The sequence below is a fragment of the Draconibacterium mangrovi genome, from assembly GCF_010586825.1.
GTDB classification, from domain to species: Bacteria; Bacteroidota; Bacteroidia; order Bacteroidales; family Prolixibacteraceae; genus Draconibacterium; species Draconibacterium mangrovi.
The window spans coordinates 318,986-341,804 of the sequence record NZ_JAAAGB010000004.1; the positions used below are offsets into that span (position 1 = coordinate 318,986).

General features: G+C 41.5%; 11 protein-coding genes. All 11 read left to right on the forward strand.

The window, feature by feature from the left end; translation table 11 throughout:
• Positions 1-41: 41 nt before the first annotated feature.
• Complete coding sequence (locus tag G4420_RS12980; RefSeq protein WP_163324093.1) at positions 42-3,227, forward strand: SusC/RagA family TonB-linked outer membrane protein; 3,186 nt, start codon at positions 42-44, stop codon at positions 3,225-3,227.
• A gap of 21 nt (positions 3,228-3,248) precedes the next feature.
• On the forward strand, positions 3,249-5,051 hold the full coding sequence (locus G4420_RS12985; protein WP_163324095.1) for a RagB/SusD family nutrient uptake outer membrane protein: 1,803 nt from the start codon (positions 3,249-3,251) through the stop codon (positions 5,049-5,051).
• 235 nt (positions 5,052-5,286) lie between these two features.
• Positions 5,287-7,149, forward strand: coding sequence for a heparinase II/III domain-containing protein (locus G4420_RS12990; RefSeq protein ID WP_163324097.1), 1,863 nt, complete (start codon positions 5,287-5,289; stop codon positions 7,147-7,149).
• Positions 7,150-7,245: 96 nt separating this feature from the next.
• Positions 7,246-9,459 (forward strand): polysaccharide lyase family 8 super-sandwich domain-containing protein, encoded by a 2,214-nt coding sequence (locus G4420_RS12995; RefSeq protein WP_163324098.1) that lies wholly within the window; start codon positions 7,246-7,248, stop codon positions 9,457-9,459.
• 30 nt (positions 9,460-9,489) lie between these two features.
• Positions 9,490-10,965, forward strand: a complete 1,476-nt coding sequence (locus G4420_RS13000; RefSeq protein WP_163324100.1) for a sulfatase — start codon at positions 9,490-9,492, stop codon at positions 10,963-10,965.
• Positions 10,962-12,194 carry an alginate lyase family protein gene (locus G4420_RS13005; RefSeq protein ID WP_163324102.1) on the forward strand — a complete coding sequence of 411 codons (1,233 nt, stop codon included), beginning with the start codon at positions 10,962-10,964 and terminating at the stop codon, positions 12,192-12,194. The genes G4420_RS13000 and G4420_RS13005 overlap by 4 nt, the downstream gene beginning before the upstream one ends.
• 3 nt (positions 12,195-12,197) lie before the next feature.
• Positions 12,198-13,598 carry a BNR repeat-containing protein gene (locus tag G4420_RS13010; protein WP_163324103.1) on the forward strand — a complete coding sequence of 467 codons (1,401 nt, stop codon included), beginning with the start codon at positions 12,198-12,200 and terminating at the stop codon, positions 13,596-13,598.
• A 27-nt stretch (positions 13,599-13,625) separates the two neighbouring features.
• The gene (locus tag G4420_RS13015; protein ID WP_163324105.1) at positions 13,626-15,674 is read left to right on the forward strand and encodes an alginate lyase family protein; all 2,049 of its coding nucleotides are present in this window, start codon (positions 13,626-13,628) and stop codon (positions 15,672-15,674) included.
• A gap of 90 nt (positions 15,675-15,764) precedes the next feature.
• Positions 15,765-17,879: a polysaccharide lyase 8 family protein gene (locus tag G4420_RS13020; RefSeq protein ID WP_163324107.1), complete on the forward strand. Its 2,115-nt coding sequence runs from the start codon at positions 15,765-15,767 to the stop codon at positions 17,877-17,879.
• A 2-nt stretch (positions 17,880-17,881) separates the two neighbouring features.
• Positions 17,882-19,270 carry a BNR-4 repeat-containing protein gene (locus G4420_RS13025; RefSeq protein ID WP_163324109.1) on the forward strand — a complete coding sequence of 463 codons (1,389 nt, stop codon included), beginning with the start codon at positions 17,882-17,884 and terminating at the stop codon, positions 19,268-19,270.
• Positions 19,271-19,290: 20 nt separating this feature from the next.
• Entirely contained in the window at positions 19,291-22,773 is a 3,483-nt protein-coding gene (locus tag G4420_RS13030) for an alpha-L-rhamnosidase-related protein (protein ID WP_204273679.1), read from the forward strand.
• The last annotated feature ends 46 nt before the right edge of the window (positions 22,774-22,819 follow it).

Here is a 22,819-nt window from a genome sequence, read left to right on the forward strand (position 1 = left end):
AATTACTAAACCATTATTTATAATTAATTAAAACTATTTTTATGAAAAACAAAAATGGAAGTAAAAAAGTCCTGAGCTTTTTTTTACTGTGTTTCGTTTTCGTGACTGTTGGTTTTAGTGCTTATGCGCAAAAAACTGTTACGGGAACTGTAAAAGATGATGGCGGAATACCATTGCCGGGTGTTTCTGTAGTTATCAAAGGAACAACAACAGGTACTGCAACCGGAATCGATGGAGATTATTCTCTTGCCGGAGTAAGTGCTGATGCAACCCTTATTTTCTCCTTCGTGGGATTCGAAGCACAAGAAGTTGTAGTGGGAAGCCAATCTACTATTAATGTATCAATGGTAGCTTCTTCAATAGGTATTGAGGAGGTCGTAACTATTGGATACGGTACTCAGAAAAAAGCCAACCTAACCGGTTCGGTTGGAATGGCAACTGCCGAAACACTTGAAAATAGGCCGATCGTTTCTGCAGGCGAGGGATTACAAGGAGTAATTCCCAACCTGAATATTACCATCCGAAACGGAGATCCGACACGTACGGCTGATTTTAACGTTCGTGGTTTCGAATCAATCAACGGAGGTAGCCCTCTTGTGTTAATTGATGGAGTTCCAGGAAACATGGATAAGTTGAACCCGAACGACATTGAAAGTGTAACGGTATTAAAAGATGCTGCGGCGGGAGCCGTTTATGGTGCAAGGGCAGCATTTGGTGTAATCCTGGTTGAAACCAAACGCGGAAAACAAGGAAAAATGACCGTTACTTTATCAACCGAGCAATCGGCCACACAACCTATTTTCTTAATCGATCCGGTTACCGATCCGTATGATGCAGCAGCAGCATGGAACCTGGCAACTACCAGAACGAATGGTACACCTCGGTACGACGATGATTATATGGCTGGTTTTCTGGCCTGGAAAGAAAATCCAACCCTTGAAAACGAATGGGGTGTTGTTGACGGAAACCTGCGTCACTACGGATATACTGATTATATCGGTATGACAGTTGCCGACTGGTCGATGCAACAAAAGTACGATATGAATATTTCGGGAGCGACCCAAAATGCATCGTACTATGTATCTTTTGGTTTTCTTGATAAAAACGGTTGGAGAAATGTTGCCGACGAATACAATGATGACTATCAGCGTTACAACGTACTGTCGAAAGCCGATTTTAAAATAAACGACTGGATGTCGTTGGATGAGCAGATTACATGGAGTGCCGAACAAGATGCAGCTCCTCATTTTTATAATTGGGACGTAGACATTAATACAGTTGCGCGTGTGGCACCAAACCATGTTGTTACTTTCCCCGATCTTCCATATTATCTGGAGCCCGGAGATCACGATGACTTTTTGCCTTACATCGGACAATACATGTCAAGTTTGAATGCTTTACCTTACTGGGAACAGGGTGGTCGCGACACGGAAACCAAGCACCGTTTGATGCTAAAACAGGGGATCACTCTTACTCCTTTAAAAGGCTTGAGAGTTCGAGGCGATTTTGCATATACTACATATCATCGCCAACGTCAGGAAGTTCAAAGTAAAGTGGATATGGTGGAAGGTCTTGATCTGGCAAATATGAAATTTGTAAATGGTTTTAGTGGTGATGACTGGATCAGAAACTTCTCAAATTACGATCAGTATTACACCATGAATGCGTATGCTGAATATACTTACGAAGAATTGAAAGATCATTACATTAAAGCCATGGTTGGTTATAACCAGGAGTGGGGTAGGAATACTTATTTCCGGGCAATGAACAACACGCTCATCACTCCGTTAATTACCGACCTGAATGCTACAACCGGTATGCAACAAACCGAAGGTAGTAAATCGCATGTTTCATTACGTGGTGTATTTTATCGTTTAAACTATTCGTATAAAGACAGATATCTGCTTGAAGTAAATGGTCGTTACGACGGTACTTCACGTTTCCCGGAAGATGATCGTTTTGGATTCTTTCCGTCGTTTTCGGTAGGTTGGAGGCTTTCAAATGAAGGTTTTATGTCAGGCACAACCGATTGGTTGGATAATCTGAAATTACGTGCTTCATACGGTACATTGGGTAACCAGTTATTGGGTAACGGAAACGGTAATCTGTATCCTTACATTTCTACCATGGGATCAGGTATGTCGCCATATATGATGTCGGGTGGTGGTCGTACCCCTTATGTATCGGCAGCAGGTTTGGTTAGTCCTACACTTACCTGGGAAACTGTTGAAACCAAGAATTTTGGTTTAGATTTTACCATGTTGAATCAACGACTGGATGTATCGTTTGATTATTATCACCGTGATACAAAAGATATGTTAATGGATGTAGAATATCCATCATTATTGGGTACTGCTGCACCAAAATCGAATGCTGCCGACTTGCGTACCAAAGGTTGGGAATTAGCAGTTAACTGGCGCGATAGAATTGGTAACGACTGGAGTTATAGTTTTACTCTAGGACTTGCCGACAGCCAGGCTGAAATTACTAAATACGACAACCCTACAGGAGCCCTGTCAGAACATTATGTGGGTAAAAAAATGGGTGAAATCTGGGGATATACCACCGAAGGTATTTTCCAAACAGATGATGCAGTAGCAGCCCATGCCGATCAATCAAAAATTGGTTCGAACTGGAGAGCTGGTGATATAATGTATAAGGATTTAGATGGAGATGGTGAAATTTCATCAGGAAACAATACTTTGAGTGATCCGGGCGACCGCTCAATTATTGGGAACAATACAGCCAGATACAGTTTTGGTTTCACTCCTGATATTCAGTACAAAAACTGGGCTTTAACCATGTTCTTCCAGGGATTATTCAGGGATTACCTTCCGGGTAACGGAAACTGGAATGCATTCTATCCGTTTAATGCCGGTCATATCGAAAAATTCTACCTCACCGAAACATGGAGTGAAGACAATCCGAATGCTTACTTTGCTGCACCGCATCAGTCAACAAACGATAAAAAGAATATTCAGCCGCAATCGCGTTACGTACAAAATGCAGCTTACATTCGTTTGAAGAATATAACCTTGAGTTATAATGTTCCGCAAAGTTTGCTGAGCAAAGTAAAAATGAGCAATGCAATGATCTACGTATCAGGTATGAACCTTTGGGAAGCTACCGGAATGCATGCTCCACTTGATCCAGAACAGACTGCAACCGTTACGCAGGAATATTATTTTAACCGTGTTTATACATTGGGTGTAAAGGTTTCATTCTAATTACCAGTAAAAGAAGAAAAGATGAAAAAGAATATATTAAAACTTAGTTCAGTAGTTTTTACAACGCTGTTATTCTTCAGTTGTAATAATGACTTTTTGGAAAGATACCCGCTTGATGAAGTGAGTAACGAAACTTTCTGGAATACGGAAAACGATTTAATGGTATACAATAACAGTATATACGATCGGGCAAGAAACGACAATGACGTGCCAATTTTGATGGCGCACGATGATGGATTCGACAGTAACAATCAAAGCTTTTGGTACATTGACGAATTTTCGGATAACATTGCTCCACGACATTCAAGACACAACCGTTATCAGCAGGTGAGAGGCGGTGTTCATAATGTTTCATCCGGAGCACAAATGTATGGCTGGAGAGATGGCGGATGGGCATTTGTACGTGCCATTAACGTGTTTATGGATAATTATCCGAAAGCATTGGAAAATGGTGTATCCGAAGCCACTGTTAATAAATATGTGGGCGAAGCTCGTCTTTTCAGAGCTTGGTTTTATGCCGATAAAATTTCGAAATTCGGACGTGCACCATGGGTTGATCACGAGTTAAACATTGATTCGGAGGAGTTGTACGCCCCCCTGGATGATCGTGAAACAGTGATGACCAATGTACTGGCCGATTTAAATTATGCCTGTCAGTGGATGCCGGCACAATGGGGCGATGGAAATGACGGAGCTCCGGGGCGTTTAAACAAGTGGAATGCCTTATTGATTAAATCAAGAGTTTGTTTGTTTGAAGGAACATGGCGTAAGTATCATGGCTTGTCAGATGCAACCATGTGGTTACAGGAAGCAGCCAATGCGGCAAAAGAAATTATGGATGATGGTCCTTATGCTTTGTACGACACCAATGATCCTGAGAATGATTATCAGGCCATTCATAAAATGAAATCAGACCTTACCGGCGTTCCTGAAGTAATGTACTGGAGAAGGTATCAATTGGGTGTTTTCACTAACCACGTACAAAGTTATCACCGCGGTTATAATGGCGGAGCTACTAAAAGTATGGTTGAAGATTATTTGTGTACCGATGGACTTCCCATATCAACTTCTCCTGAGTATAAAGGTGATGCCAGTTTAAGAGATGTATTTGCCAACCGCGATCCGCGTTTACGTCAAACGGTTCTGCACCCCGATGATGCAGCACGCTGGCATTGGAATAATGGTGATGCTTTGCGTACTTATCCTCGTGTATCAGGAATGGGAGGACAAACTTCTGAAACCGGTTATTCCATCTGTAAAGTATACGAGCCTACAACTTCACATGCTTCTTATAATACTTCGGATACACCCGCTATTATAATGCGTTATGCTGAGGTATTGTTAAACTATGCAGAAGCGATGGCAGAACTCGGCACCTTGGATCAGGCCGGTTTGGATATGAGTATTAATCTGATACGCGACCGCGCCGGTATGCCCGACATGACTATGGATGTGCCCATGGACCCAAGGTATGCAAATGATGGTGTTTCTGCTTTAATTTCAGAAATTCGCCGCGAACGTCGTGTTGAATTGTTTATGGAAGGTTTTCGTTACGATGACCTGAGACGTTGGAAACAAGGTAAAAAACTCGAAAATCCTGATTTGGGAATGCGTTGGGATGATGCCAACAAAGCAGAGATCGATCCGGAGGGAAAAGCAACTGTAAAAACAACCCTGGTTAACGGTGTTCCATACATTGATGTATATCAGGGAACCGACTGGGCTGTACCTGTATTTGATGAAAACAAACATTATTTGTGGCCTATACCACTGAATGCAATTGCACAAAATCCGAATATTACACAAACTCCCGGCTGGGAGTAACGAAAGTTTTAGCTAATTAGTAAATTGATACCAAAGCCGTGGTTCGTCTGGTTACGGACACGGCTTGGTTTTCTTATTAAAAATACCGGAATACTGAATCATTTCAAATACGGTAACCAAAAGGAGGAAAACGATAGAGACTGAACATATTATGAAATAGAATACGGAAAAGGATAGGTCATTAAAAATGACTTCCTATTTTTATAGTTAATACCAACTAACAAAACCAACTAAAATGAAAACTAAAATACATCTTGCTATTTGTTTACTCTGCCTGGCAGTTATATGGTCGGCAGCAGCGCAGGAGAAGGAAGTTCCCTCGCTCGATAATCCCATATCAGTCCAGTATCTAAAAAAGAACCTTCGCAAATCGCAGCCGCGTTTGGTTTTAAATTCCCAAATAAAAAATAAGCTAAAAACAAAATTAAAAAACGATGAGCTTGTACAAAATATGTACAAAGCCATAAAACTGAATGCTGAAAGCATTTACGATGAACCTTTACTGGAAAGAGTTATGGTTGGTCGTCGTTTGTTGTCAACATCGCGCGAAATGTTATGGCGTGTAAATATGCTGGGAATGGTTTATCAAATGGAAAATGATGAGAAAGCATTAAATCGTTTAAATGAGGAAGTAATGGCTGTTTGCAATTTTTCGGATTGGAACCCATCACATTTTCTGGATGTGGCCGAAATGAGTATGGCCGTTGCTTTTGCCCTCGACTGGACGGAAGGAAAACTTCCACAATCAACCATTGAATTGGCACAAAACGCTTTAATTGAAAAAGGGATAGCTCCCAGCTGGCCTGAAAATGGAAATACTCCGGGCTGGGCATTTGGACACAACAACTGGAACCAGGTATGTAATGGCGGAATGATAGCCGCTTCTATAGCAATTGCAGAAAAAGACCCGGAACTCGCTGCCAAAACAATTAGCAGGGCTTTGGATGGTATGGTACAGGCTTTAAAGCAATATTCACCGGATGGGGTTTATCCTGAAGGTTCAACTTACTGGGGTTACGGCACCAGTTTTTCGGTGGTTACATCTGCCTTCCTGGAAAGCGCGTTCGGAAGCGACTTTGGTATTGCTGATTACCCTGCTTTTAAGGAGAGTGCAGTATTTCGGTATTTAATGAATACCCCATCGGGATGGTATTACAATTTTGCCGATTGCGGAGACAAAAGAGGCGCTGCCAGCGATGTTATTTTAGCCTGGTTTGCAAACAAAACAGGCAATTCTGAATTTTTCGAAGAAGAAAGGTTCCTGATGCCAGCAGAAGAAATGGGGAAACTATCCCGACTTGGTGGTGCAGCCTTGGTTTGGTTGTCGCAATACGAGGAGAAATCAGATGTACAAATACCCCTCGCGTGGAAAGGTGACGGTTCAAATCCTATTGTAGTTTTTAAAGGTGATGACGAGCACAATTACTATTTTGGCGGAAAAGGTGGCCGAGCAACCACAAGTCACGGAAACATGGATGCTGGTTCTTTTATTTTTGAATTGAACGGTGTACGTTGGGTTATCGATCCCGGCAACCAGGCTTACCACGAACTGGAGAAAACCGGATTTGATTTATGGGGAAGTTGTCAGGATTGTCAGCGCTGGACGCTGCTCACCAAAAATAATTTCGGACACAGCACCGTAACCGTAAACAATGAACTTTTTGTAAACGACGGACAGGCAACGCTTGAGCATTTCCAATCGGGCGAAAAACCACAGGCTACCTTTGATTTAACTGCAGTTTATGCCGGAAATGTTAACAGCGCAAAACGAACGTTTACAAAAGACAGCCCGGTTTCGGTAGTTATAGAAGATGAAATTGAGATTTCGGAAAAAACACAATTCATTACCTGGCAATTGATGACCACTGCAGATGTGGAATTTGTTAATGGTGGTGCCGTGTTAAAACAAGAAGGCAAAACTTTAAAACTTGAGAACCTTTCGCACCCGGAGTTGAGTTTGTCGCTTGTTTCGCTCTATCCGGCCCCTATGGAATTGGATCGCCAGATTGAAGGTTTAAAACGCATAGAACTAAGAATACCGGCCTGGATAATAGAGGAGGGTAAAACCGAAATTAAAATTAGGCTTGTGGAGAATTAGAAGAAAAATATTAAACGAGTCCTGAAAATTCAGGGCTCGTTTCCTGTTTGCTGATGGTCAAGCATGTAATATAGCTAATACAAACATTTTAAACGTATGAAAAGACTAACCGTAATACTACTATTCTTTTGCTGTGCTTCCTTTATGGCTTATGCGCAAAACGACATTCAAATTGTAAAAGATCGCATTTATAAGGAGCTAATGAAATCGGAGGTTGATGATGCACAAATAGAGACGCTGCTTCAAACCTTAAAAGATGATGGTACCTGGCCGGGAATTGACTACTCGAATGTTTCAAGAGAAGGTTTTGAGCACCGGCTTCATACGGCATATCTTGTTTCTTTGGCAAGTGCTTTTAAAAGCAAATCATCAGAATATTACAAAAAGAAAAAGGTAAAAGCCGCCATCGAACTGGGACTGAAAAATTGGGTTGAGCATGATTATTTTTGCGAAAACTGGTGGCACAATCAAATTGGAACGCCCAATTACTTGGTAACGCTAATGCTGATTATTGGAGATGAGCTCGACAAGGAATTGGTGAACAAAACTCAACCGATAATTGGTAGGGCACATATCAATGCCGGTGGTGCCCGACCGGGAGGAGACCGAATTAAAATTGCGGGCATTCAGGCAAAAAATTGTTTGTTTTTGGGCGACGATGAAAAATTTGATGAGGTAGTGCGTGTAATCGAAAATGAAATAAAGTATGTAGAATGGATAGGAGCAAAATACGGGTATGGCTTTCGGAAAATAGTTGGAGGATTTGAAAACCGGTCGTACGAAGGGCGTGGCATTCAGTTCGACAACAGCTTCCACCATCGTACTGACGGAGTGAACAATACATTGTCATATGGTTTAAGTTATGCAGCAGCATTTGCTGAATGGGCAGTCTATACTACCGGTACCAAATTTTCTTTTTCAGAAGAAAAACTTGACCAGCTAATTGATTACTTTTTGGATGGTATTTGCAAAACTTCGGTATTTGGAAAAGTTGCAGATGTTGGAGCCAAAAACCGCAGTATCAGCCGCGAAGGAGCTGTGAATCCATACGATGATGTTTTACCCTCGAAACTGATCTCGGTTTCAGATTACAGGCATAATGAGCTTCAGGAAATTATTGATGTTCGTAACAATAAGGCAAAGCCAACACTTGCGCATGCAACCTTTTATTGGGATTCAGAGCATTTTTCATTTCAACGGCCTGATTGGTTTGCCTCCGTGCGTATGTACTCTACCCGTAACTACAACATGGAGCAGCCCTACAACAGCGAGGGATTTTTAAACCATCACCGTGGCGACGGAACAAATCATATTTCAGTTTCTGCCGATGAGTACAAAGGTCTTGCTCCGGTTATGGACTACCAAAAAATTCCGGGAACAACAGTTATGCAAAAAGAAGAAATGCCCGGTGCCAATGAATTACAAAAACTCGGTTTAACCGATTTTGTTGGTGCTGCAACCGATGGAAAATATGGTGCCGTTGCTTTCGATTTTAAAAGTCCTCACGATCCGTTAATTGCCAGAAAAGCCTGGTTCTTTTTTGATAAGGAATATGTTTGTTTGGGAACCGGAATTTCTTGCTCAAACACAGAACTGCCGGTGGTAACAACATTAAATCAGTGTATTCTTCGTGGAGACGTAATTGTTGCTTCCGGAGGAAAAAGTTCTGTTATTGAGAAAGGCGAAACGGAATATGAAAATGTCGACTTGATCTATCATGATAAGCTTGCTTATGTTTTTCCTGAGCCAACAACGGTACAACTGAAAAACAATATTGCAAAAGGTTCCTGGTATCGTATTAACAGGCAAACCGATTCTCCGAAAGACGAAATCGAACGAGATGTTTTTGAACTTTATCTGGATCACGGCAAACGTCCGAGTGAAGCTAACTATCAATACATTGTAGTGCCGGCAACCAATCCGGAAGAGGTTCAGAATAATACATCAAAAAATAATATAACGGTTCTTCAAAATTCTCCTGCAGTGCAGGCGGTTTGGCAAAAAGAGCTGCAAATGTGCCAGGCTGTTTTTTACAGCGAAGGAACATTAGATGTGAATGACGATATTACGGTTGAATGCGGGAATCCGGGAGTGTTGATTGCAAAAACAGATGGGACGAAGATTACGGAAATTACCGTTTCTGATCCTGCCCGGAAGAATGCCAAAATGTTAGTTTCCATTCCCGGAAAAGTGAATGCTAAAGCAGAAAATCTTACTGTTTTATGGAATGAAGGTACCGGGATGAGTGATTTGCTTATCGATCTGCCAACAGGTAATTATGCCGGTAGTAGTGTAACAATTAAATTGTAACAAATGCCGATAGTAATTTTTTTAATTAAGATGAAGAACCGAATCATTTTTATCGTTATCCTGACAGTAATTTTTGGGATTGTTACTTCCTGCTCTGACAAAAGAGAGTCGCAACACCCGAATGTATTGTTTATTGCTGTTGATGATTTAAGACCCGAAATGAATTGTTACGGGAACAGTCAAATCGTATCGCCCAATATCGATCGCCTTGCCGAAAACGGAGTTCTGTTTCAACATGCATATTGTCAGCAGGCAATTTGTATGGCTTCGCGAGCCAGTATTTTTACCGGCTATTATGCAAATGCCAACCAAATATACAGTTGCCTTTCTGTTGATGATTTAATGCCGGAAGTTTTGACGATCAATGAATTCTTTAAAAAATCCGGTTATGATGTTTTTGGAATCGGGAAATTATACCACCATCAGGAAGATCACCTGAAACAATTTGGTGAAGGCTGGCTGGAAACTCAAAAACTGGCACAAGGCGAAACTAAGGGCAGGGGGTATCTTACTTCAGAGGCTCAGGCAACTTTAACACCAGAAGGAAGGGGGCCGGCCTGGGAGAGTGCTGAAGTTGAAGATAACGGGTACCGCGATGGATTTTATGCCGACTGGGTTGTGAACAAACTTAACGAACTTAAAACTTCTCAAAAACCCTTTTTCCTGGGTGTTGGTTTTCAGAAACCACATTTACCCTTTAACGCTCCAACAAAATATTGGGATTTATATGATCCGGAACAAATAGAAACTGCCAATAATCCTTTTTTCCCGGAAAATGGTTCGCTTTACGGTAAACACAATTTTGGCGAATTGCGCAACTATACAAATATTCCCGGAGGTAATTCTGATCTTTCCGAAGAGATGCAGTTAAAACTTATTCACGGCTACCAGGCCTGTGTGTCGTATACTGATGCCCAGATTGGAAAGGTGTTGGATGCACTGGAAGAAAATGGCTTGAAAGATAACACTGTAATCGTGCTTTGGGGCGATCATGGCTGGAAACTGGGAGAACACGGAATGTGGTGTAAACACACGGCTTTTGAAGTAGACACCAGGGGCCCTTTAATTATTTCTGCTCCTAATATCATGAAGAACGTAAAAACAAATGCGTTGGCTGAATATGTTGATGTTTTTCCGACTCTGGCTGATCTGTGTGGTTTCGAAATTCCTGTTCACCTGCAGGGAGAGAGTCTTTTACCGGTATTAACCGATCCTGACTCATCTGTGAAAGAGCAGGCATTTAGCATTTGGCCATCGTATCGGGGCGCAAGTAATGATAAATCGAAAAAGGTAATAGGGTATTCTGTTCGTACCCCAAAATACCGATATACCGAATGGATTCGAATTGACTCAGGCGAGGTTATGGATAAGGATTTGTTCGACCATGCAACAGATCCCGATGAAAACAGAAACGTAGTGAATGATAAAAAATACGAAGATGAAGTTCCTAAACTTTCTGAGTTGATAAGATATTTCCGCGAAAGAACTGAAAATATTGAGTTATGAAAAGGAATTTTTGTTTGCTATTAACAGCAATCATTCTGCTTTTCTCCGGCTGTAACGAAGAACAACCACAGCAGAAGAAAATCAGGTTTGGAGGCTGGGATTATGATTGGATACAAAAGGTGAAAAGTGATTTGAATACCGGTGGTGAAAAATTCCTTCCAGCCTACAATCAATTAATAAAGGATGCTGATGAAGCTCTTGAAGAGGGAGTCTTTTCAGTAACGTTTAAAAAGCTTATGCCACCGAGTGGTAATAAACATGATTACATGAGTATGGGGCCTTACTGGTGGCCCGATCCTGAAAAGGAAGACGGTATGCCGTATATTCGAAAAGACGGTGAGATCAATCCCGAACGAAATAACACAGACAGTCCCCAGTTGGCTGGTTTAATTAAGAATGTTCGTGCGTTAACCTTGGCCTGGTATTTTTCGGGTGAAATTACTTATGCTGAAAAGGCAGCGGCGTTGCTTAGGGTTTGGTTTTTGGATGAGGCGACCTTAATGAATCCTCATTTGGAATATGCGCAGGTCATTCCCGGTAGAACACCCGGACGGTTTATCGGGGTTATCGATGCAACTTCATTACAGGTTTTGGTTGATGCAATTGCTTTACTTGAAACATCAGGAGCGCTAACAACCGCCGAAAATGAAGGAATCAGATTATGGTTTGAACGGTATTTTAAGTGGCTGGTTGAAAGTGAACATGGAAAAAATGAAGATGCTTATAAAAACAATCATTCGGTGGCTTATGATCTTCAGTCATCGTCAATAGCTTATTTCTTGGGAGACGATGACTTTGTGGCCCGGAAAGTAAGAGAATTGCCACGCAGGAGAATTGATCCGATGATTGAAGAAGACGGACGGCAACCTGAAGAGTTGATCAGAACCAAGGCTTTTGGGTATTCGGTAGCAAATCTCGGAAACTTTTATCGTGTAGGAGAAAGAGGATTAGAGGTTGATGTGAATATTTTCAATTATGTGAATGTTAAAGGAGGATCGCTTCAAAAAGCTCTTGATTATTTAATTCAGTATATCGGCAAGGAGGAAGAGTGGCCCTATCAGCAAATTTCTGGGTGGGAACAAACTGAAAACAACCTGGGCTTAATCGTACGAAAAGCTGCAAGGATTTATGAGAATGAAGCCTATCATAGATTGTGGACAGATACTTTTTATGAAAGGTTGAAAACTGATTGGACATTGCTTGTTACTTCTGAATTTCAAAAAAAATAGAATATGCGTTATTATTCATTTATATTCTGGTTTACTGTTTTGTTTATTTGGGTGGCTTGTACGCCATCCAAAACAGAAAAAGACATTATTATCGACGAAACTGCGCAAAGCAAGTCGATTGTTCAAACCATAAAAATCGACAGTGTTTGGGCTGGTCATCCGGTTGGCTTTAGTTTATATACACATGGCAAGCGGCAGTACATTGCCTATTACAATGCTAACCGTAATATGGTAGTCGGGCAAAGGGATTTGACTGACGATCGTTTCGAGTTGCACACAATGCCGGCAACCACAAGAGAAGAATCCGGCGGAACCAGCACAGTTTTAGGATGGGATAGTCACAACTTTGTAACAATTGGTATCGACAAGGATGGCTACATACATCTTTCGGGAAACATGCACGTACACCCACTTACTTATTTTAGAAGCACTAAACCAAACGATATTACAACACTTGTTCAGGTATATGAAATGGTGGGAACCGAAGAAAACAGATGTACCTATCCGCATTTTATGCTGACCAAAGAAAACGAATTGCTGTTTCATTATCGCGATGGTGGCAGTGGAAACGGGAATGAAATTTATAATATTTATTCAACCGAAAACAAAAAATGGAAACGGCTTTTAGATACTCCATTAACCGATGGTCAGGGTTTAATGAACGCCTATCAATCGCAACCCACTGTGTTGAATGACGGGTGGTATCATGTATACTGGGTTTGGCGGGATACGCCTGACTGTTCTACCAATCATGATCTTTCGTATATGAAAAGCCCCGATCTGATTCATTGGCACAATGCCTTTGGAGAACCTTTGGAGCTGCCTGCAAGCATTGAAAAACGATCGGTGATTGTAGATCCGATTCCGGTAAAAGGTGGTATTATTAACCTGGCAGCAAAACTTTGTCTCGACGAAAAAAATAATCCTGTTTTTGTATACCATAAGTATGATCAGGACGGTAATCTTCAATTTTACATTGCACTTACAGAAAATGGAGAATGGACCCACAAACAGATAACTGACTGGGATTACAGATGGGAATTTTCAGGTAACGGGAGTATAAATACCGAAGTAAGCATAAAAGGTTTCAACAAGCGAAACGACGGATATTACGAAGTGGATTACTGGCATAAAAAATACGGAAATGGCACCCTGCTTTTAAACGATAGTTTTGATGCTATAGGCAAGGTTTTAAAAGCTGAATCGATGAACAGCGGTTTCGAACTTGAAGGAAGTTTTCCGGGGTTGGATATTCGCACAACGGGAGATTTGGGAAGTAGCAGTGAGGAAAATACATCTTACATACTAAAATGGGAAACCATTGGTCGTAACCGCGATCGTCCGCGAGAGAAACCGTGGCCCGAAGCAAGTTGGCTGTATTTGTATAAGTTGAAGGAAAATTAAAATGCTAATCAGATAGACAATAGATTTATGAACTTCAGGGAAAAAATAGCATTGGTTTTTATTTTGGCTGTAGTAAGCTTAAATTACTCATTTACACAAAAGTGGCAAGAGATTGAAACAGTGGATGACGTATGCAAGGCCTATCCGGATCAAATGAAAATAATGCTAAATCGGTTTGATTTGAACTATCCGGGACTGGAAAAAGTGAAAGCAGCATATAATTCAGGTGATTTAGTTGCCGCATGTACTCAACTGTTGGACTATTACAAAAACGGAGAAACGATACAATATCTGAGAAGGGAACAACCCGAAATCTCGCAAAGAACAGACGATCTTGCCGATACCATTTTAACTGATGTTTTTGTTGTTCAGAATGTGCGGGGCAAAGTACCATGGGGAGATGACGGGCATCGCGACTGGTATTACAAAGGGCCAAACAATGATGAAGAGTGGGCCTGGTTATCGAACCGACACAGCCAGATCAGCCACGTTTTTAACGTGTTCTTTGAAACCGGAAATCCAAAATGCCTTGAATATATCGACTTGTTCCTGCGCGATTTTATTATAAAAAGCATGCCTTATCCGCAGAAAAAAAGCGGCACCTCGGTGTGGCGTGGTTTGGAAGTTGCTGCCCGGGTAAAAGTTTGGTCGCTAATTTTTTACGGAACTTTAAATAATAAAGATTTTTCAGATGCTACCCGGCTGTTAATGTTAAGCAGCTTGGCCGATCATGCGCATTACAATCGTAATTTTCATGCTCAAAACAACTGGTTAACCATGGAGATTTCAGCATTGGCAACAGCTGCAACCAATTTCCCAGAGTACAAAAAATCGTCAGAATATTTGGAATATGCAGCCAATACCATTATCGAAAGTATGAAAGGACAAGTTTATCCCGATGGGGTACAAACCGAACTTACTTCGCACTATCACAACGTGGCTTTGCAGAATTTCGATCTGTTCAAAGAAATTTGTGATCGTGCCGATTATCAACTTCCAGGGTTTTTCAACAAAACCATCGAAAATATGTATCGTTATGCGGCTTTGATTATCCGCCCTGATGGCAATCGTATTTTAAATAACGACGGAGATTTGGGAAGCAATGTACCGCTGATATTAACGGGAGCAGAGAAATATAATAAGCCGGAATGGGAATATATTGCTACAAATGGTAGTTCAGGAAGCAAACCGGATGATGGTCCGTCGTACTTTTTCCCGTGGGCCGGACAACTGATTTCCCGAAGCGGTTTTGATAAAGATGCGCACTGGTCGTTTTTTGATGTTGGCCCCTGGGGAAGCGGGCATCAGCACAACGATATGCTCCACATTTCTGTTTCTGCCTTTGGCCGCGATCTGCTGGTTGATGCCGGACGTTTTGCATACAGAGGCGAAGTGGCTGATAAATTCAGAGGATACGCTAAAGGCACTCAGGGACATAATTCTGTTTTAATCGACGGGAAAGGGCAACAACCGGGAGTTAGTGTTGCCGAAACGGCTGTTTCAGATGATCTTTGGGCAATAACACCTGATTACGACTATGCATGTGGATCATTTGACAGGTATGAAGGTTTAAAAGAGGTGAAACACAAACGGGCGATAATGTATGTAAAAAATGAGTTTTGGGTAGTGGTTGACAGGATTGAAACCGATAAGCCCCGAGAAATTGAAACATTATGGCACTGGCACCCCGATTGTGAGGTTGAAGCAGATAAAAACGGTGTGCTAACTACAAAAAATGAAAAAGGAAACCTGCAGCTTATTCCTGTAGATAAAAATGATTGGAAAGTGGAGGAAATTGAAGGGCAGGAAAAACCTGAAATTCAAGGCTGGTACAGCGAGGAGTACAACAAGTTTTGTCCGAATAAAGCTTTTGTGTATTCAACAGACTACGGTAACGAAGAATGTTTTGTGTGGCTTTTGTTACCTTCGGAAAAAGAAGCCCCAAAAGTTGCTGCAACGATTATTTCAAGAGATTCAACCAAGGTAAAATTAGAGGTAACGAAAGAAAACAAAAAATGGGAATTGGATATTCCTTTCTCAGACAGCAAAAATGTAAGATTGAGTTTACCAAAATAACCGGTAGGATTTCATTGTTATCGTCCCCGGTTTCGGCCAGGGATCTTACCGGTTTTGGAGCCAGAATACGAACCAATTAAACCAAGAATAATGAATTACAGAAATTTAATTCTGATCCTTATCATGTTAGCAGGACTTTCATGCACACAGAACAAATCACCTGAATTATTTGATTTCACTGCCAACTACCCGGAAGAACTTCAGCAACTTCATCAAAATTTCATTACTTACCTGTTGAATGATGATTTGAATGTGGAAGAGGTGGAGAAACAATTAAACGATTTGCGGGAAGATGGTACCTGGCCTGATATAGATTATCCGAGTAAAACACGAGGCTATTGGTCACCCCGTTTTCATCTGGAGAGAATGTTGTTGATTGCCAGAGCATACCAAAATCCTGAAACCAGATTTTACCAGGACGCTGAAGTTTCAGCGAAAATCCATGCCGCGCTCAATCATTGGCTGAATAACGATTTTCAAAGTCCCAACTGGTGGCATCCGGTGATTGGAGTTCCTATGATATTAACGCCGACCTTGATTTTAATGGAACCGGAACTTACAGAAGAACAACTTCAAAAAGCAATGCCCATATTAAATCGGTGCGATATTGGCCGAACTGGTCAGAATAAAGTCTGGCAATCGGGTAATGTTCTTCTCCGGTCGATGTTGAACAGAGATGTTGAATTGATAATAAAAGCGGGCGCATCAATTCAGGAAGAGTTGATCGTAAGTACAGAGGAAGGCGTGCAGCCCGACTGGTCGTATCACCAGCACGGTCCGCAACTTCAGTTCGGAAATTATGGTCTTTCGTATGTTGGAGATATGATGAAGTGGATCTCAATTTTGAGGGGAACACCGTATAAGTTTGATGAAAGTAAAGTTGAAATTCTGCGCAATTACTTATTACAAGGGCAACAATGGGTGGTTTGGAAAAACGAAATGGATATCAGTGCCTGTGGGAGACAAATCGGACCGAATCAGCCACAGGTGAAAGCTGAGGCTTTGATAAGTGACTTTAAAAAGATGAATAAGCTTGATCCGAAGTACGCAGAGGAATATAAAAAGGCAGTTGATTACCGGAATCTAACGGGAAACAAACATTTTTGGCGTTCGGATATTCAGATAAAAAGAACACCGGACTACTATTTTTCTGTTAAAATGAGCTCGAACCGGGTGATCGGTGCCGAATCGTGTAACTCTGAAAATATTCAGGGGTATTACCTTGGCGATGGAGCCAGCTATTTGTATCAGTCGGGGGAGGAGTACAAAAACATCTTCCCTTTTTGGGATTGGAAAAAAATTCCGGGAGCTACTACGCTTCAGGATAAAAATCCACTTCCGGTATTAACTGCGCGGGGTTATCGTATTCCCAGCGATTTTGTGGGTGGCGTTTCCGATGGAGAAAACGGTATTGCGGTGCTTGATTACAACCGTTTGGGATTGGGTGTAAAAAAATCGTGGTTTATTTTCAACGATCAGATTGTGTGTTTGGGGGCCGGAGTAAATTCTACGGAAGGTTTGCCGGTTACAACCTCGGTGAATCAATCGTATTTAAATGGCGACGTGTTGGTAAAAACCAAAGAAAGAGAAAAACTAGCAGGGCAAGTTGAAGATCTGGTAAATCCTTCCTGGATTTTACACAACAACATTGGCTATGTTTTTCCGGAAGGAGGAAATTTAAGACTGGAAACAGAAGAGGTGGAAGGGAGATGGACCGAAGTTACCACACTGCTTTCAAAAGAAGTTATTTCAGCAAATATTTTCAAGCTGTGGTTTAATCACGGTGTAGATCCGACCAGCGGTTCGTATGCCTATATTTTAGTGCCAAATGCTACGAAAACAATTTTAGAGGAAATGGAAAAAAATCCGCCTCTTAAAATTACCAATACCAAAACAAAACAAGAGGTAGTTTCAAATGATGGAACGATTACCGGTGTTGTATTTTATGAAGCCGGGAAATCGGATTTGTTGAACGGAATTGAAGTGGATCAGCCATGCCTGTTGATGTTAAAAAATGAAAGTGATAAAATAACACTTTCCATATCTGATCCAACACAAAAACTGAGTGAAATAAATCTTGTTTTAAATGGCGAATTCAAAGGTGAGACCACCACGCCGCAGGATGGAAAAACCAAAGTAAAAGTCGTTCTTCCACAAAACGAATTCGCCGGAAAAACAGAAACAATAACTCTTCAAAAAATTTAGGAATGCTAAAACTGCTTACAATTATTTTATTTACCGCAATACTATTTACAGGCCATTCACAAAACGTGTCAAACAAAAAAATGGATGGTTATCGGGCCATCTGGTTCGAGCTGGGACAGAAATATGCTGATGGTGATAAATATTCGGGAGCACTGGGAACTTACACGGCCAAACATGTTCCGCTGGCTATCTACTCCGAAAAAGCAAACAAAACTTTTTTTGTGTACGGGGGAACTTCTTCAGAAGATGAACGCTACCTGCTTTGTATGATTGGTGAGTATGATCACAGCACCGGTATGGTTTCAAAACCAACTGTTGTCTACGATAAAAACGGTGTGAACGATCCGCACGACAATCCTTCGATTATGATTGATGATGAAGATTACATCTGGGTATTCGTAAGCGGCCGCGGCAGACTTCGAATGGGGTTTAAATACAGGAGCACAAAGCCTTTGAATATCGATGAGTTTGAAAAGATCACCGAAGAAGAAATGACCTATCCGCAACCCTGGAATACCGATTTGGGGTATTTTCATTTTTTCACAAAATATACAGGAGTTCGGAAATTGTATTTTGAATCAAGTCAAGACGGAGTAAATTGGACTGAAGATAAATTGCTGGCCGATATTCCGGTTTACAAAGGTGAAAAGTCGGGACATTATCAAACCAGTAATGTGTATAACGGAAAAGTGCTGGGTACGTTTTTTAACCGTCATCCCAACGGAATTGTAGACCGCAGAACTGATTTGTACTATGTGCAAACAGCAGATCTGGGGAAAACCTGGACTACTGTCGATGGAACAAAACTTGATATTCCGATTACAGAACAAAATTCGCCTGCTCGGGCCGTTGATTATGCATCGAAGAGTAAAAATGTTTATATGAAAGATATGGCTTTCGATGCGGCAGGAAACCCGGTTTGTTTGTATATAAGAAGTTACGGACACATGCCCGGTGCAATAAGCCAACCTTACGAATGGTGTGTTACCAAATGGAGCGGAGCACATTGGCAAACATATCGGGTAACGGAGTCGGATCACAACTACGATATGGGAAGTCTGTTTATACAAGGGAATACATGGAAGGTTGTAGGACCTACCGAACAAGGGCCACAAAAGTGGGGAGTTGGCGGAGAACTGGCTGTTTGGGTTTCGAATGATTCAGGGCAAAACTGGATTAAAGAACGCCAACTTACGGAAAACAGCGTAATTAGCCATTCTTACGTGCGAAAACCAGTAAATTATAAGGCTCCGTTTTGTTACTTTTGGGCCGATGGACATGCGCATGAGTTCAGCAAGTCTGAAATATTTTTTGGCGATTTTGATGGTAATATTTGGAAATTGCCATACCAAATGAAAGATGATTACGAAAAACCTGTAAAAGTTTACTAAACATGTTTAAAATTTCCTGGATGAAGTTGATTTTACTGATTGGATTATTTCTGAGCAGCGTCAACATCTTTGCACAAACAGCACAGAAGCCAAACATTATTTTTATTCTTACTGATGATCAGCGCTGGAGTGCCCTGGGGTATGCCGGGAATAAGATCATACAAACTCCGGAGATGGATAAACTGGCCGAAAGTGGGGCTTATTTTTCGCAGGCAATTGTAACAACTCCAATTTGTTCTGCAAGTCGAGCGAGTATTTTTAGCGGGGTACATGAACGCACGCATAAATACACTTTTCAAACCGGCCCGATACGTAAAGAATTAATGGAAACCGCCTATCCGAAGTTGTTAAAAGAAGCCGGGTATTATAATGGTTTTTTTGGTAAGTTCGGAGTGAATTTTGAGGGAAAAGAAAAGATGTTCGATGTAATTGAAGATTACGACCGTAACAACAGCTTTCCTGATTACCGGGGCTATTATTATAAAACACTGGATGGTGATACGGTTCACCTTACCCGTTATACAGGCCAGAAAGCCCTTGATTTTATCGATCAGGCTCCGGCGGAAAAACCTTTCTGTTTGTCGTTGAGTTTCAGCGCTCCACATGCCCATGATAATGCTCCCGAACAGTATTTCTGGCAGGAAGAACCCGGAAAGTTGTATAAAAATATGGAAATGCCTGCTCCTGAACTGGCCGACGATAAGGATTTCAATTCCTTGCCTGAAGCGGTTAGACAAGGTTTTAACCGCACGCGCTGGTACTGGCGATACGATACGCCCGAAAAATACCAACACAGTGTAAAAGGGTACTATCGAATGATTAATGGTATTGACCTGGAAATCGCAAAAATCAGGGAAAAATTAAAGGAGAAAGGACTTGAAAAAAATACAGTAGTTATTTTGATGGGCGATAACGGGCAGTTTTTGGGAGAACGACAACTTGCCGGGAAATGGCTGATGTACGATAATTCGGTACGAGTGCCAATGATTGTTTATGATCCGCGCGTGAAGAAACACCGCGATATATCGGAAATGGCGCTGAATATTGATATTCCCGCAACTATTCTCGATCTGGCCGGCATAAAAGCACCCGATATTTATCAGGGCAAGAGTCTGATCCCGGTAGTTTACGGTAATGAAAAAACGATGAATCGCGACACGGTTCTTATTGAACACCTTTGGGAATTTGCAAATATTCCTCCCAGCGAAGGAGTGCGAACAAAAGACTGGAAATACCTGCGCTACATCAATAATAAAACAGTTGAAGAATTGTATTCGCTGAAAGACGATCCAAAAGAAACAAGGAATTTGGTAAAGGATGCAAAGTATCAAAAAGTACTGCACGAATTACGGACAAAAAACGATGAGTTTGTTCAGCGATACAAAGGTCCTTTATCGGGAGTGCCGTTTGGATTAACAGTGGAACTGATTCGTGAACCGAAATTTACAAGGATTATCGACAGTAAACCCGAGTTTGGATGGATGATCCCCGAAGACGCGGTCACGCAGAAAGCTTACCAGGTGCTTCTAGCATCAACCAGAGAAAATATCGATAACAATATTGGCGATATTTGGGATAGTGGCCGGGTATCCGGAAATCAGTCGGCAAATGTTGAGCCTGACTGCGATCCGCTAAAAGAAAATCAAACTTATTTTTGGAAAGTACGGATTTATGACCTAGACAACCGCTTATCGGAATACTCGCCTGCGCAGGAGTTTACAACAGGAATATTTGGCGAAAAAATATCATCAGGTAACTGGTTTATGGTGGAACGGATAAAACCCGATGCTTTTAAAAAGAATACAGATGGAAGCTATTTTGCCGATTTTGGGAAAGCTGCTTTCGGAACGCTTCGTTTAAATTATTCGCCGAAAAATGTACAGAAACTGACCATTCGCTTAGGCGAGAAACTTTTAGATGGAAAAATTGATCGTGAACCCGGCGGTACCATTCGTTTTGCGGAATTACAACTAGATGTTAGGCCCGGATTATCAGAATACCAGATTGAACTTATTCCTGATGAACGAAATACCAAATCGGTTGCCGTGGCTTTGCCCGATTCATTTCCGGTGATAATGCCTTTCCGGTATGTTGAAATAGAAGGAGCTGAAGATTTGGAAGCCGGAGATTTAACAAAGGTAGCTTATTTTACTTATTTCAACGATCAAACAAGCTCGTTTACTTGTTCAAACGATATCTTAAATCAGGTATGGGATTTATGTAAATACTCGCAAAAAGCAACTTCATTTGCGGGTTACTATGTGGATGGTGATCGTGAACGAATACCGTATGAAGCCGATGCTTATCTGAATCAGTTGAGTCATTATTCGGTGGATAACGAATATGCCATTGCCCGCAAGACCATCGAATATTTTATGGATTTTCCCACATGGCCAACCGAATGGCAACTGCATGTGGCACTGCTTTTTTATCAGGATTACATGTACACCGGAAATACCGAGCTTATTGAAAAATATTACGAGCCGTTGAAATATAAAACACTAATGATGCTTGACGATGAGGATGGTTTTATTAGCACCAAATCGCCAAAACTGAGCGGTGAAGTTATGGCTCAGCTCGGATTTGCAGATACTACCCAACGTGTTCGCGATATTGTTGACTGGCCTCAGGCCGGAGGATGGGGAACAATGGGAGAAGACGATGGTTTTGTTTTTCGTCCGGTTAATACGGTCATTAATTCCATGTACTACCGAAATATGGAAATTATGGCTGAATTTGCGCAGTTATTGGGAAAAACCGAAGAAGCGCTCGATTTTAAACTAAGGGCTGCGAAAGTTAAAAAATCAATCAATCAAAAATTATACAACAAGGAAAAGGGATACTATACCGATGGAATCGGGACAGACCATGGTTCCGTACATGCCAACATGTTTCCTTTGGCCTTTGGTGTGGTTCCTGATGAGTACAGAGAATCAGTAGCCAATTATATGAAAACCCGCGGCATGGCATGCAGCGTATACGGCGCTCAGTATCTGATGGAAGCGGTTTATAATGCCGGAGCAGCTGATTATGGTCTGGAGCTAATGACTGCCACACACGATCGAAGTTGGTACAATATGATAAAAGTGGGATCAACCATTACAATGGAAGCCTGGGACATGAAGTACAAACCAAATTCCGACTGGAACCACGCCTGGGGAGCGGCTCCTGCAAACATTGTCGCACGGAACATGTGGGGAATTCAGCCCAAGACACCGGGATTTGGAGTGGCAACTATTCACCCTCAACTGGCTAATCTGGAATTTAGTTCCATTAAAGTGCCAACTGTAAAAGGCCCCATTAAAGGTGAATATGAAAAGGTAAATAATCGTTTATGGAAATATGTTATTGAGTTACCGGCAAATGTGGTTGGAGAGTTTACTGCTGATTTCCCTGAAAATACGGAGGTGAGTCTTAACGGGCAAACCGTGAATCTGTCGTTTGGATCAATGCGTCTGGCACCGGGAGAAAACGAAATTTTAATACGGATCAATTCCTTTTAAATCTGAAGGTTGAACGAGAATATTTGTCACAAGTATACGAACCATA